Raw genomic sequence first — 14,496 nt, 5'->3', positions numbered from 1 at the left:
TATACATAAACGGAAGAAACTCTGGATGTCCATATTACCGGGAGCCTTATTCATTTTCATTGCTGCTGGGTTAGTTTTCTTCTATAACCATGCCAAACAAGTGAATCAATCTGTTTTAGAAGATAAAGAAAAAGCGGAAGAGCTAGCTTTAGAGGGAGATTATAATGAAGCAGGGAAGCTTCTTGAACGTGCAGCTGATAAACGGCCTGACTATCAAGCATTAAAAAGAAACTTATCGGCAGTAAACCAAGTGAAAGCTATGGAAAAAGATTTAGAACGTGTAGAAACGTCTATTGAAGAAAATGATTTGGACAACGCTCTTAACGAGTTATCACAGGTTAATCAAAAGATGGGGGAGCAAGAAAATCGTTTAGTAGCGACGCTAACGCCAAGAATGAATGAGCTTGATTCAAGAATTACGGTCGGGAAAATTAATAATGAAGTGAAGGAATTAACGAATATTGATGAACTGGCTGAAAAATTGAATACGTTGTCTCGTCTTGATTTAGAAGAAGCTACACGTGCCCGCGAGAAAATAACAGAAAAGATTGTGTCTATAAGTTCAAAACAAGCAGAAAAAGCGATGAAGGAAAGACAATATAATGAAGCCATAGCAGCAGTAGATGAAGGATTGCAATATGTGATTAATCATAAAAAGCTTCTTCGATTAAAGGACCGGGTGGAACAAGAAAAGCTGGCATTTGAACAGGAGAAGCAGGATCGAATGGAACGGGCTATGGAACAAGCTGCTATGGAAGAAATGATGAATCGAAGAGAAGCAGTTAAAGTGCTAACGATTAAAGCTTCTAAAGATGAATTTGGAGATGTCACAGTCCAGGGGGAAGTCCAAAGTGAAGCGACAAGTATTGTCAGCTCCATTGAGATCACTTACGATATTCTTGATGAAGATGGAGAAATTTTGGAAACAGATACGTCTCAAGTGTACCCCATGTACCTAAATCCCGAGGATACAGGAAAGTTTGAACAAAATTATTATGATTTTGAAAAAGAAGAAATTTCGGTCGAAGTAACAAATGTCCAATGGTTTGTAGAGTAGGAGGTACAACGTGAAACGTGCATGGGTGACAAGTTCAATTGTAATGGCAATGATCCTGATTGCAGGGATTGCATCGTTTGTATGGATTCAGCATCAGGTACCTTCTCAGCTGGAAGCAAGCTCGGTGTTAGACAAGCCTATGCCGAAGGAAGAAGAAGGAGTCGTCACAAAAAGTACGCAAGAAATTATCTATGAATCTCAAAAGCTTGTTGTGCAGATCGAGCTTGATAATGGAACAATTGGTTCTGGTTTCTTGTATAACGATAAAGGGGACGTGATTACGAACGCCCACGTGGTTGCTAATACGGAAGACGTGCAAGTCATTAATGTAGATTCCAAAGAAATGTCGGGTAAAGTAATTGGATCTAGTCGCAGTACAGATATTGCTGTGGTGCGGGTGCCTGATTTAGAAGGGAAAGATCCTTTAGCGATTCAAGAAAGTGAAAATGCACCTTTATTAACCGAGGTATTAGCACTTGGAAGTCCTCTAGGTCTTCAAAACACAGTAACCCGGGGAGAAATCAGCGGGCTGGACCGGAACTTTGAATTAGATCCTTTCACGTATGAAGATGTGTATCAAATCTCAGCACCCATCTCCCCAGGGAATAGTGGTGGCCCATTGCTCAATGCAAAAACGGGGGAGGTCATTGGGATTAATTCTGCTAAATTAGGAGATGAATCCATCGGGTTTAGTATCCCCGTACTAGACATCCTGCCTATGGTAAAACAATGGTCCAAATCTCCAATGGAGGAGCTTCCTGAATACCCTGAGCTTGCAGATGGGACTGATGCTTCCAACGAGCAAACGGACGCTGACCAAGCGACGTATTTGGTTCAATACTTTTACGACAGTATAAATCAAGGGGATTTTGTCACAGCGTATTCATTACTCGGAACTGAGTGGCAAGAGAACAAGAGCTACGAAGAATTTAGAGAAGGATATTATAATACGTTATCCGTTTCGATTGATCAAGTAGTTGCCGACCCAGAGGGAGAAGAGGTAGCTGTGAATTGTGTCATCACAACTGAGGAGACAATTGAGGGTGAAATTGAAATGAAAAAATATAATTTAGATTATACGTTAGGCTATGAAAATGACCAAATGATGATTTTGTCAGGTGAAGGTAAAGAAATAGACTAGCACACACGACTTTATTCTCGAATGTACTATTCGAAATAAAGTCGTTTTTTTATGGGTCAAATTTTACCCTCGCACATAAAATATAACTAAAACAAAAAAAGTTGCGTAGAGGAAAGTTTTGAATTAGACTATGGATAGACAAAGAAATGGAGAAGGAGAGAGAAAGAATGGAAAATGTGTTATTTGCCTTTGGGTTAACATTAATGGCCGGTTTAGCAACAGGGATAGGCAGTATTCTTGCTTTTTTTACCTCAACAACAAACACTAGGTTTTTATCGGTAGCTTTAGGTTTTTCCGCAGGAGTCATGATTTACGTGTCCATGGTGGAAATTTTCTTTAAAGCGCAAGATTCATTAGTCAGTGCCCTCGGAGAAGGTTTAGGGAATTGGATTAATGTAGCGAGCTTCTTCGGCGGGATGCTCGTCATTGCTCTTATAGATAAAGCGATCCCCCAGCAGGGGAATCCTCATGAACCGAAAAAGGTAGAAGATATGTCTAAGACACCGGCTGAAGTACAAAACAGCCATTTGTTGAAAATGGGGACTTTTACAGCTTTAGCGATTGCGATTCACAACTTTCCAGAAGGTATCGCTACGTTTACATCGGCATTACAAGATCCAACATTAGGTGTCGCGATAGCCGTTGCTATTGCCATCCACAACATCCCTGAAGGTATTGCAGTTTCAGTTCCTATCTATTTTGCTACAGGGGATAAGAAAAAAGCATTTAAGCTTTCCTTCTTATCGGGTTTATCAGAGCCTGTTGGAGCGGTTGCTGCTTATCTAATCTTAATGCCATTTCTTAATGACGTGATGTTTGGGGTATTATTTGCTGGGGTAGCCGGAATCATGGTATTTATTTCTCTTGATGAACTACTACCGGCGTCACGCAAGTACGGAGAGGCCCATCTATCCATTTATGGTGTAGTAGCTGGAATGGCTGTAATGGCTGTTAGTTTGCTGCTGTTTATTTAAAGAGAGGGCTATGCTTATAAGGGTACCAGGTACCGAAAAGCTGTAAAAGAGCGAAGTGCCAAGTGTGAATTTCGGTACCTGGTACCCGGTGCGCATGAACATAAATCATCCGAACTGATTTCTACACAATCGTTCGGATGATTTAATGCTTTATTCAGTTTTGTCTCACCCTGATATTTAATAAGTTCTTTCTTCGATTAGATCCTCAATCACTGTTTGAATGGCTTGTTTCGAACGCTTGACTACCCTCCAATTCACGTAAAGGGAGTCTCCGTCTTTCCACCCTAACCTGTAATCATCAGCTGCACTGTTTACCGCGAGATCTTTCAGTTTTTCGTCTGCTTTGTTTTTTACCCATTCGTCTGCTTTTTCTCGGAGCTTCACTTCCATTTCTTCAGCAGTTAAAACAGCAGGGTAGGTAAAGTGGAATTTCCCTTTATAAAAAGAGAACGAGGAAGAAGGTTGATCTGATGAATTCTTTTGGACTTTATATTTTCGTCCTAAATAAGCAACCTTTTCTTCCTTTAGATGATTCTCGTATAAGTCCCCGTGGATTTTTTTCCATTTCTCATCAATCCACTCTCTTTTTTTATAAAGGAAGGCCTCTACATCTTCCTTAGATTTATGTAGTGGAGCTGTCACACAGATTCCGTTCAAGTCATCCAAATAAATTTTCATAAAATAAATATCTTCTACTCTATCAAGCTTATAATACATATCGTGTAGTCCATTTTGAATATCGGGCATAGGAATCCCCTCTCTTTCTATCAATCTTCCTTATTGTATTAAAAGCTTGGACTACCGTCAAAACGTAAATAAAAGACCAGGGGGGTGAAAAGTTCCTGGTCTGTAGAAGAGAAGAATTATTTGTAAACGGAAGCACCAACAATGATTAATAGAATGAACAACACGACGATAAGGGCGAAACCACCCGCGTTGCGTCGTCTAGGGTACCCACATCCATAACCTCCATAGTAGTTCACATCATTCACCACCTTTTCTCTTATACAATACTTTATGAACGGGCGTTTGATATGGAAGGGCATATGTCTACATAGGCAAATGTAATTTTATTGGATTAAATGAGGCTGAAAAAAGGGTATGGACCCATGAGTATCGAAGTTTTACTAGAGAAACGGAGGGTGAGAAATGAAACCAACCGTGATTATAACCGGAGCCTCTAGCGGCTTTGGCTATCACACTGCTATAAAATGTGCAGAAAAGAATATGAATGTGATTGCTACGATTCGAAATCCCAACAAAATGAATGTTTTTAAACAAGCGAAATTACATGAAACCGTTGCAGAGAACATTACTGTTTGGCCATTAGATGTAACAGACGACGATTCTTTAATTTTTTTTCAAAGACAGGTCAATCAATTAAAACGAGTAGATGTTCTTGTTAATAACGCTGGATATGCGGTGGGAGGATTTCTAGAACAAGTTCCTCTTAAAGATTACCGCCGCCAGTTTGAAACCAATGTATTTGGTGTTATTCAAGTGATCCAGGTTGTACTGCCAAAGATGCGGCATCAAAAAAACGGGAAAATTTTAAATGTGAGCAGTATTAGCGGACTTATTGGTTTTCCAGGTCTTTCAGCTTATGTTAGTTCAAAACACGCGCTAGAGGGATTGTCAGAAAGTTTACGATTTGAAGTGAAGCCCTTTGGCATCGATGTTGCGTTAATTGAGCCGGGATCCTATGAAACGAATATTTGGTCCACAGGTCTTGATCTTCCTCAAGCTGTGTATGATCCTAACTCCCCCTATCATGAATATACAAAAGGCTTATGGAAAGCGTTAAACCGCGAAGTGCATGAAGACCCAGGGAAAGTAGCGGGATTAATGGCCTCTCTGGCTGACCGATCTGGATTAAAGAAGTTAAGGTACCCGATCGGACCAGGTGTAAGGATGAATCTGTTGCTTAAACGGATTTTGCCTTGGTCCGTCTTAGAACGTACAGTGCTAAAAAAAATAATAGGGAAAAAGGAGCTGGTATGATGGAAGAATATCCTGTATTAGATGGAGCTCAACCCATATATTTTGAGGGAAATGAAGTTGGAATCTTAGTTTCACATGGCTTTACGGGGACAACTCAAAGTGTAAGGCCTCTTGTGGAAGCTTATGGTAAAGAAGGCTATAGTGTGGCTTGTCCCCGCTTAAAAGGGCATGGGACAGCACCTGAAGATATGGAAACCACCACGGCTCAAGATTGGATGGATTCCGTGGAGGAAGCTTATGCGTGGTTAAAAGAGCGATGTTCGAAGGTTTTTGTGGTTGGATTATCTATGGGCGGTACGTTAGCGCTTCATTTAGCAGCAAAGTATGAGGACATTGCAGGAGTTATTCCTATTAACGCTGCGATTGATATCCCCTCCATGGAAAATATAATCGAAACCACAGACGATCGATATATTGCAGCGATTGGTTCTGACATTAAAAAAGAAGGAGTTACTGAACTGGCGTATGATAAAACCCCGGTAGCATCGATTGAACATCTCATTTTAATGATGACTCGTGTGCACGATGAGCTGGCTAAAATTCATTGTCCTATTCTTATTTTTGTATCTGAAGAAGATCATATTGTACCTCCAGAAAATTCTGAAATGATTTTTAACACTGTTTTATCCGAACATAAAGAACTGATTCATCTTGAGAACAGCTACCACGTAGCTACGTTAGATATAGACCTCGATATAATTACTGAACGCAGCTTAGAATTTTTCGTCATGTATTCCAATACGAAGTAAAGCCCTCTTTATGAGGGTTTTTCTTATTTGATATCAAAGTGGTATAGACAACTATAACCACTAGTTGTATGGTAGAATAATAAAAATGAGCTTTGTAAGAAGGGCTTGCGCACGCAATGACACCATCACCTACAGCTATTGAAAATGAATTTACATACTGTTAAAAAGTTCCCCCAACAACAGATAGCGGTAATCCTTCATGGGGATGATCTGACTTTGAAAAGTTGCTTGAAAGAAGGAGGAATACTCCATAAGAACGGACATTAATAGATAAAAGGATACAACACTCGAGGATTTTCTTATCATCATGGATAAACGTTAAAGAATGTGCGATGGCTCGGATTCACTTTTTAATAGCGAAAGCCCTCGAGCTTCCTATTGCTTCAGTTTAAAATGATCATTTCATCACCCGGGAAATAATTGAGTCCTTACCGGAATCAATTATGATTCGTCTCAATAGGTTGAAAGAAGAAAAGGAGGAAGTTTCGTGTTAAATAAACAATCCCCCCTGCCCATGTATTATCAAATAGAGGAAAATGTAAAGCAAAGAATTGCTAATGAAGAATTTAAACGAGGGGAAGCCATACCTTCTGAAAGAGAGCTGTCAGAGAGTTATGAAGTGAGCCGGATGACTGTTCGGCAAGCCATTACCAATCTTGTTAACGAAGGTATTCTTTATCGCCGTAAAGGGAGAGGGACTTTCGTTGCTGAGGAAAAAATTGCTCAGCCTTTACAAGGCATGACGAGTTTTACAGAAGATATGAAGTCAAGAGGCATGAAACCAGAAAGCAGGCTCCTATCTTTACAAATTAAAACCGCCCCTGCCGAGATTTCACAAAAGCTGCATCTAGAATCTTCCTCCCAAGTAGTTAAAATTGATCGAATCCGTTACGCCGATCAAGAACCCATGGCTATTGAGACAACATATCTATCTGTTCGTAAGTTCCCTGACCTTACAGAAGACATTGTAAAAAAGTCTCTTTACGATTACATAGAGAAAGACAAAGGATACACGATTGAAAAAGCTACGCAAATGATTGAAGCTGTAATCGCTGGGGAAAAGCAAGCGGATTTACTTGGTGTCGAAGCGGGTCAAGCTTTGTTGCACATTGAGAGAAACAGTTATTTATCAGACGGATCGCCGTTTGAAGTGGTCATATCGGATTATCGTGCAGATCGTTATAAATTCATTACGGACATGTTTAGAGGATAGAAATTCTAGCAATGGGCAAAACATTGGTAGCCGTCTATCAGCATGTCGCCACGAAGTGTGACGCGGATTGTAACGATGTTTGCTTGATATTATCGAATTGTGCGTTTTTGAATCGGAAAACTCTTTTTATCACCAAAAATTCATTAATATCAACAATACGAGTATTCATTAGTGAGTGGAAATTAAGTATAATAAAGGTGAGGAGGGGGTTGCCATGAATAAAAAAATACTCGTACCTTTTGACGCATCACCTAGTTCGATACGTGCTCTTCAGTATGCGGTTCCGTTTGCAGAAGAAGTGGGGTATGAACTGATCATTTTAAACGTGCAGTTCGACTATAACACGAGAAACGTTCGAAAATTCACTGGGCAAAACCAAGTAAAGCAATATCAGGAGGAGGCTGCACGTCAATCCTTTGAAGCAGCGGAAGAGTTTTTAGCCGGGCATGATGTACCTCATACCTTTAGAAAAAGGATTGGGATTCCAGATCAAGTCATTCTTGAAGAATCAGCAAATGATGACGTTCGTTTGATTGTAATGGGAACGCGGGGAGTAGGACGTGTAAAAGGCGCCATCCTAGGTAGCGTAAGTTATAATGTGCTGCAATCTACAGAAGTACCGGTCACCATTGTACCCTGACTGTAAAGTTTGTCATGAATTGAACGATCATTTATAATGAAATTATAGCAAGAAAAGCAAACGAAATAATAAGCCTTCAAGGGGAGCCTTAGTGCTGAGAGTGAACAATTTGTTCTGACCCTTCGAACCTGTCAGTTAGTACTGGCGTAGGGATGGTGGCTTTTTTGATGGCGATGCACGGGATTCCTCCATCAGGAAGCTTCCCTTTGGCATTGCTTTTTTTGTGTCTTTTAAATAAGGGGAGAGACAAAAATGAGAAACAAACGAGTGTTATTTTTAGTAGAAGCAGCCATTTTTTCTGCATTAGCGATATTATTGGATGTATTACCGTTTTTATCATTTAAGTTATGGGCTCAAGGTGGATCTATTTCTTTTGCGATGGTGCCTGTTTTCATTATGGCTTTTCGCTGGGGAGTAAGTGGCGGAGTAGTAACAGGCCTGTTGCTAGGTTTTTATCAAATATTAGTAGGCGCCTATATTGTTACACCTGTTCAGACCATACTTGACTATATCGTAGCTTTTGGTGTTATTGGACTGGCAGGTGTGTTCGCAAAGCCGGTTTGGGAGGCAGCTGCCGCTCGTCACTACAAGCGGTTAGTCACCTGGATTGTAATTGGTGCATTTGTAGGCAGCTTGTTCCGCTTTATTGGTCATTTTATCGCTGGAATTGCTTTCTACGGGACAATGGCACCTGAAGGCACACCAGTTTGGCTGTATTCTTTAACGTACAATGGCGGCTATATGCTGCCAACCTTCATTTTGTGTTCCATTGTATTAGGGTTATTGTTCGTTCAACGTCCCTCTCTGCTCATTCAGAGAGCATCGTGAATAAAAAGCAGTTCGCGCTTCCCGTGGCGCGGACTGCTTTTTTTATAGGTTTCGTTGCTTTCTATGAAGTGAATCATATAAGATAGCTAAGAGGGGGCACGAGATGAAAAAACTAAAGAATCTACATAAGAAAAAGTGGTTTTGGGTGCTTGTTGGATTTATTATTATTCTTGCGTTTGTGATAGCTTATCACACGTCGTGGAAGAGCCTTCCTGAAGGAATGGCTTACGAAGGTCAATTTCGCAACGTAGAGGATATCGAATTTTATAAAGATCTAACTTATGAAGACGAAAATGGAGATGTCGTTCATGAGCTCGAAATATTTGAGGAAATGTATGAGACGATCGCAGAAGCGGAAGAATTTATAGTCATCGATATGTTTTTATTCAATGGGTATAGTGATGATGGTGAGGAATTTCCAAACATAGCTGAGGAACTGACGGATCGTTTGATTGAACAAAAAGAAGAGCATGAAGATTTACAAGTGGTATTTATTACAGATGAAATCAACACCGTTTATGGATCATATGAATCAGAAGAGATTGATCGATTGCGAGATCATGATATTGATGTCGTTCTTACTGATTTAAATCGTTTAAGAGATTCTAACCCTGTCTATTCGAGTATATGGAGGATATTTTTTAGCTGGATGGGCACAAGCGGAGATGGATGGATTTCCAATCCATTTGCGAGTGATGCCCCTGACGTAACCCTGCGCTCTTATTTAAAGTTATTAAATGTAAAAGCGAATCATCGCAAGGTGCTTATTACTGAGAATGCAGCGATGGTATCTTCAGCGAATCCTCACGATGAGAGCGGATTTCATGAAAATGTAGCTTTTAAGATGACCGGCCCCATCATTAAGGATATGTTAGAAGCTGAAGAAGCGGTCGTTCATTTCTCCGGGGAAGCTGATTATCCGGATTATGAGAACAAGGATTTTGGTGAAGAAGAAGGCCCTCTTGAAGTTCAATACATTACTGAGCAGAAAATAAAGGATGCCGCCATTGAAGAGCTTGAAAAAGCAGAAGAGGGAGATTATGTGTGGCTGGGGATGTATTACTTAGCCGATCGTCACATTATTGATGGTTTAGACAAGGCAGCAGATCGAGGAGCGACTGTAAATATTGTGATGGACCCTAATAAACAATCGTTTGGACATGAAAAGTCCGGACTCCCTAACTTGCCAATCGCGGCTGAGATGAATAACTTAGGTAATGACAACTTAAATCTTAAATGGTATGACGTGAATATGGAACAATTTCATTTAAAAACGTTGTATGTTGATCGTGAGGACGAAAATGTAATTATCAGCGGATCAGGTAACTACACGAGACGAAACTTAGCTAACTTAAATCTAGAAGCGGATGTAAGAATTAAAGGTGATCCGAATGAAGAAGTATTTACTGAAGTGAATGATTATTTCACGAGGATCTGGGAAAATGAAGACGGAAATTATACGGCCGATTATGAGGAATATCAGGATAATTTAAGCACCGTCCGATACTTGACCTATCATTTACAAAAATGGACATGGTTTACTACGTATTAATCAAACAGGACGGGACAAAACTAACTAAAGCATAAAATAATCCGAATGATTTTATTGAAATCAGTTCGGATTATTTATATTACATCGAATGTACGCCGCTCCGTAAAATACTGCGGCCACTGAAAAACTAAAGGTCTATGAAAGTTAGAATTTAAAAAGCGGTCTGCATGGAATTTAATTTCCACACAGGCCGCTTTTCTTTTAACTTTTAAGCTCCTTCTATCCTTCATAAGTTTAACGATTCGTTTCCATCTTATATCGTTCTTTAGCGAGACAACGTGTAGATGGTTTTTAGGAACAGATATTTGAACATATGAAGGGGTTTTAGATTGATCTCTGTTGATGCCACGATGAGCGTTCGGGGGTGACGCCTGATCGATTAAAACCGGCCACGTCCTGTGGCCAACATCGACACTAGCACGTCCGGTGCGTCGCGGGAACAGCGCGAGCCGAAGATCCACTTGGTCAAGTGAACTTCTTGACCAAGTTAGCTGAGGCCGTGCTCGCGGCAAGCATCCACCGAAAAGCAATTTGTGAGGGTTTTTAAGATTAGACAGGACTTTTTCAGTGGCCTCAAAATACTCGCTTTCCGGGGGCATGGCCTCATCCTCTGGTTCCTGCATTAGTCTGGAGGTAAGGAACAGAATCCTCTCCTCTTCCTTATGCAAGAAATGTTTATACGGTCGAGGTAAAAGAGAAACATATTTTCTACAAGCATTTTTCTTGCCACCAGGAGCTAAGGATCCTTCCCTTTCCGCGGACGAGCGCCCGAGCTTCCTCGCAAAACCCACGCTCGGCGATCTCGGCTCACTCGTTCTTCCGCAGGAGTGGAAGGGCCCTTGCTCCTTTGAAGTTCCTTCATTATACGATGGTTCCAAAACACACATTATAATAAAAGGAACGGTAAAAGTGACGACTCCTGCGGGACGAGCAGACAGGAGAGGCCCCGGAGATCGCAAATCGAGGAGACTTTCCGTCCTGCCCCGCGGAAAGCGGCGCTTTTTCCTGTTCCTTTTCCGAAGATTCTAATGGAGGAACCATGATATACCGTGATCTTCCAAGCTTTCTCGACAGCCTGGGCGGTTCCTTTTAGGAACCTCTTTTTTGTAAAAGGTTTTTATCTTTTTCTGTCGAATGTAAGGGGAAAGGAGTGGATAGGTTTGAGTAAAATTATCGCAACTTTTTCTATTGTTGGCATTGATCCAGAAACAGGTGAAGTAGGCGTTGCTGTACAATCAAAGTTCTTAGGAGTGGGTTCTGTAGTCCCTTGGGCAAAAGCAGGGGTGGGAGCAGTCGCTACTCAGGCATTTGCGAATCCTTCTTATGGTCCTGATGGTTTGAAATACTTACGTGAAGGTCTTTCTGCTCAAGAAACGATTGATGAGCTGATTAAACACGACGAAGGAGCAGACGACCGTCAAGTAGGAGTGGTCGATGCTAAAGGAAATGCAGCTACTTTTACAGGTGAATCTTGTTATGAGTGGGCAGGGGGAGTAACAGGCAAGCATTACGCAGCCCAAGGAAACATTTTAGTTAATAAAGAAACGGTGACGGAAATGGGCAAAACATTTGAAAAAAGTGAAGGCAGCCTGGCTGACCGTCTGCTGGCCGGATTAAAAGCTGCCCAGCAAGCTGGAGGAGACAGCAGAGGTAAACAATCAGCTGCCATTTATGTTGAAAAAGAAAAAGCAGGTTACGGTGCGTCAAGCGATGTATTAGTTGATCTTCGGGTTGATGATCACCCCGAGCCAATCGAAGAACTCGAGCGCATTTATGAATTGCATCAATTGTATTTTGCAAAGTCCAAGCCAGAAGAAATCGTAGCATTAACAGGATCATTAAAAGAGGAAGTAGCCGTTCAGTTAAACAAAGCAGGGTATTTGAATTCGGTTACAGCTGACGATCAGCTATTTTATGAAGGTCTGACGACGTTCCTTCATACAGAGAATTTCGAAGAGCGGGAGCAAGAACGAGGCTATATTGACACGAAAGTCGTGGACTATCTGAAACAAATGAATGGATGAGTAGAAAAACTGCCTTAATGGCAGTTTTCCGTTTGTAGAGAAACCTTAGTTCTCTCTTTTACCTCGACCACATTTCTTGCATGAGGAAGAGTAAAGGGTTGGAGGAAACGATTCCCTTTCCGGGGCGGATGGTGTGCCTCCTCAGGCTTTATCAGCCTTACGGAGGCACACCTTATTCGTATCTCCCCCAGGAGTGTCGCCGTTTCCTACAACCCTTTTTCGAAATAGATCACTGAAAAAACAATTTACTCAAGCTGTGCCGTTATGAAAACAGCGTTTGCAACAGGGCAGTCACTGTCGCTGACCGAGGAGACTTTCCGTCTTGCCTTGCGGAAAGCGGCGCTTTTTCAACAGCCTGGAACTGCCCTAATAGCAGTTTTTTTCTTTGACATAGAAAATTAATTCAATTATCATCTAATTAGATATATATCTAATATATAGGGGTGAAAATATGCAATTAGATAAGATGGTTAACTTCTATAAGTCAGTTGGAGATCCGACGAGATTGCGGATTGTATCGTTATTGAAGAATGGCCCTCTCCACGGGCAGGCAATTGCTCACAAACTCGGTTTGCGAGCTCCCACCATTACTCATCATATAAAAAAACTTAGAGAAACTGGCATGCTATATTCGCGACGAGATAAAAACACAATCTACTATTACTTAGACGAGAAAAGACTAGAGTTTATGGCCACAGCAATTCTAAGACTAGGGGATGATGAAGTGAAGCAGAAAGAGCTCGACGTCACTGATACAGAGCAAGTGAAAATCTTGCGTAATTTTATTAACCGGGAGGGAACCCTGCGTCAAATGCCAAGTCAGTTAAAGAAAAAACTCGTGGTTCTTTCCTATTATGTCCAAGGACTTGAGAAAGGGAAAGTTTACAGCGAAAAAGAAATAAATGAGTACATTAAAGAATTTTATAACGATTATGCTACAGTTAGACGAGAATGGATTATGCAGCAATTCATGTATCGAGAAAACAATCAATACGAACGTAACCCAGAAGAAATGTGGCCTGTTGTGGTTAAAAGGTAAAGCCTGGTACCTCGCCAGGTTCATTTTTTGCAATCTAATTAGATGAGTATCTAAGGAGTTTATAGATAATGGTGATGTTTGATCATTTCCCTTCATACCTTTATTTATTTCGTGCCGGAATCGTCAATGGAATTGGCGACAGGTTCAGTCAAGTTGCCGTACTGGCACTTGTTTTAGAAATAACGGGGTCAGGACTTTTAGTGGGCCTCGTTATGGGAATACGAGTGGTTCCTTATTTAATATTTTCATTATTAGGCGGAAAACTTGCTGATCGGTTTAATAGACGAATGTTAATGATCGTAACAGATTTAATTCGCTTTCCATTTGCCTTAATTTTTTTATTCGTCGAATCGAGTGAACAATTATGGATTCTTTATGTGGGTGTTGCCGTATTAGCCTGTGGAGAGGCCTTCTATCAGCCTGTGCGAAAAAGCACCATCGGATCAATTGTAAAAAAGAATCAATTAGCAAAAGTAAATGCTTTAGAACAGGTAATAGTAGGAGTTGTTCTAATTTTAGGGTCCATTTCAGGGGGTGTCGTTGCTTTTTTCTTAGGCGAAAAGGTTTCGTTTATTTTAAATGCCGTGACATTTCTAGTAGCTGCCTGGTTTCTTAAAAAGCTGCCTGACACGCCCTCAACTTCATCAAACATTAAGGAAGAAGCTGGAGTAGAAAAAAGCTGGAATCAAGTTGGGTTCGTCGTTTGGACCGTTATCATCATTCAACTTTTAACTCCAGTGACCGACGGAATATTTAACGTGTTGATTAGTTTATATGGTGCTGAGACATTTCAATTAGGTGATTTAGGAATTGGTCTTTTATATGGAGCTTTAGGAGCAGGTCTCGTCCTAAGTTTTTATATAACAAGTCTAATTAAAAAGAGGATGTTGTCGCTCGCAGTAATGGCTGTTGGTATGGAGGGTGCTATGCAAATTACAGCTAGTGTCTCCCCGTCGATTTGGCTGGCTGCCTGTTTATTCGTTCTCATTTCTGCGGTTGGGGGAGTGAGTGCGGCTTGTTTAGACACGATCGTAATGAGTCGAACCAAGCCTGAACATCAAGGCAGGGTCTTTGGACTTCTAGAATCGTTGACTAATACTCAATTAGGGTTAGCTATGTTGGCAGCAGGCATCCTCGTTGACCTTTATTCTCCACGTTGGGTGGGAATGATAGGGGGAATGTTGAATATTGCTATTGCTGCTTTATGTGTCATCTTCTTATTTACGCTAAGAAAAAAGGTTTTATTAGAAAAAACTAGTATTCTATAAAAAAACAAGC

14 protein-coding genes and 1 riboswitch are annotated in these 14,496 nt (G+C 40.9%); of the genes, 12 read left to right on the top strand and 2 right to left on the bottom strand.

Annotated features, from left to right (window positions below; genetic code table 11):
• Positions 1-25 precede the first annotated feature (25 nt).
• The 3 genes from IEV27_RS04765 (at position 26) to zupT (ending at position 3,172) form a co-directional block, all read left to right on the top strand.
• The gene (locus IEV27_RS04765; RefSeq protein ID WP_209488393.1) at positions 26-1,057 is read left to right on the top strand and encodes an FxLYD domain-containing protein; all 1,032 of its coding nucleotides are present in this window, start codon (positions 26-28) and stop codon (positions 1,055-1,057) included.
• Between the two features lie 10 nt (positions 1,058-1,067).
• The gene (locus IEV27_RS04760; RefSeq protein WP_188376299.1) at positions 1,068-2,198 is read left to right on the top strand and encodes a S1C family serine protease; all 1,131 of its coding nucleotides are present in this window, start codon (positions 1,068-1,070) and stop codon (positions 2,196-2,198) included.
• A gap of 167 nt (positions 2,199-2,365) precedes the next feature.
• A complete protein-coding gene (zupT, locus tag IEV27_RS04755; RefSeq protein ID WP_188376298.1) occupies positions 2,366-3,172 on the top strand; it encodes a zinc transporter ZupT in 807 nt (268 codons plus the stop codon).
• 177 nt (positions 3,173-3,349) lie between these two features.
• Here zupT and IEV27_RS04750 read toward each other — a convergent pair whose 3' ends face one another.
• Positions 3,350-3,919, bottom strand: coding sequence for a YgjP-like metallopeptidase domain-containing protein (locus IEV27_RS04750; protein ID WP_188376297.1), 570 nt, complete (start codon positions 3,917-3,919; stop codon positions 3,350-3,352).
• Between the two features lie 116 nt (positions 3,920-4,035).
• Entirely contained in the window at positions 4,036-4,155 is a 120-nt protein-coding gene (locus IEV27_RS04745; RefSeq protein ID WP_188376296.1) for a YjcZ family sporulation protein, read from the bottom strand.
• 166 nt (positions 4,156-4,321) lie between these two features.
• On the opposite strand from IEV27_RS04745, the gene IEV27_RS04740 reads away from it, so the two are divergent.
• The 9 genes from IEV27_RS04740 (at position 4,322) to IEV27_RS04700 (ending at position 14,486) form a co-directional block, all read left to right on the top strand.
• Complete coding sequence (locus IEV27_RS04740) at positions 4,322-5,173, top strand: SDR family oxidoreductase (protein WP_188376295.1); 852 nt, start codon at positions 4,322-4,324, stop codon at positions 5,171-5,173.
• Positions 5,170-5,922: an alpha/beta hydrolase gene (locus IEV27_RS04735; protein ID WP_188376294.1), complete on the top strand. Its 753-nt coding sequence runs from the start codon at positions 5,170-5,172 to the stop codon at positions 5,920-5,922. Before IEV27_RS04740 ends, IEV27_RS04735 begins: the two co-directional genes overlap by 4 nt.
• Before the next feature lie 487 nt (positions 5,923-6,409).
• The gene (phnF, locus tag IEV27_RS04730) at positions 6,410-7,135 is read left to right on the top strand and encodes a phosphonate metabolism transcriptional regulator PhnF (protein ID WP_188376293.1); all 726 of its coding nucleotides are present in this window, start codon (positions 6,410-6,412) and stop codon (positions 7,133-7,135) included.
• A gap of 214 nt (positions 7,136-7,349) precedes the next feature.
• The gene (locus IEV27_RS04725) at positions 7,350-7,775 is read left to right on the top strand and encodes a universal stress protein (protein WP_188376292.1); all 426 of its coding nucleotides are present in this window, start codon (positions 7,350-7,352) and stop codon (positions 7,773-7,775) included.
• 69 nt (positions 7,776-7,844) lie between these two features.
• Positions 7,845-7,945: riboswitch (TPP riboswitch) on the top strand.
• 82 nt (positions 7,946-8,027) lie between these two features.
• Positions 8,028-8,603, top strand: a complete 576-nt coding sequence (thiT, locus tag IEV27_RS04720; RefSeq protein WP_188376291.1) for an energy-coupled thiamine transporter ThiT — start codon at positions 8,028-8,030, stop codon at positions 8,601-8,603.
• 103 nt (positions 8,604-8,706) lie between these two features.
• Positions 8,707-10,155, top strand: coding sequence for a phospholipase D-like domain-containing protein (locus IEV27_RS04715; protein WP_188376290.1), 1,449 nt, complete (start codon positions 8,707-8,709; stop codon positions 10,153-10,155).
• A 1,160-nt stretch (positions 10,156-11,315) separates the two neighbouring features.
• Positions 11,316-12,179, top strand: coding sequence for a DUF1028 domain-containing protein (locus IEV27_RS04710; protein WP_188376289.1), 864 nt, complete (start codon positions 11,316-11,318; stop codon positions 12,177-12,179).
• A 451-nt stretch (positions 12,180-12,630) separates the two neighbouring features.
• Positions 12,631-13,218 (top strand): DUF2087 domain-containing protein, encoded by a 588-nt coding sequence (locus IEV27_RS04705; protein ID WP_188376288.1) that lies wholly within the window; start codon positions 12,631-12,633, stop codon positions 13,216-13,218.
• Positions 13,219-13,286: 68 nt separating this feature from the next.
• Positions 13,287-14,486 (top strand): MFS transporter, encoded by a 1,200-nt coding sequence (locus tag IEV27_RS04700; protein ID WP_188376287.1) that lies wholly within the window; start codon positions 13,287-13,289, stop codon positions 14,484-14,486.
• Positions 14,487-14,496 lie beyond the last annotated feature (10 nt).

Origin of the sequence: Halobacillus andaensis, assembly GCF_014636475.1 — a bacterium.
GTDB classification, from domain to species: Bacteria; Bacillota; Bacilli; order Bacillales; family Halobacillaceae; genus Halobacillus_A; species Halobacillus_A andaensis.
This window is presented reverse-complemented; position numbering and strand designations above follow the sequence as displayed.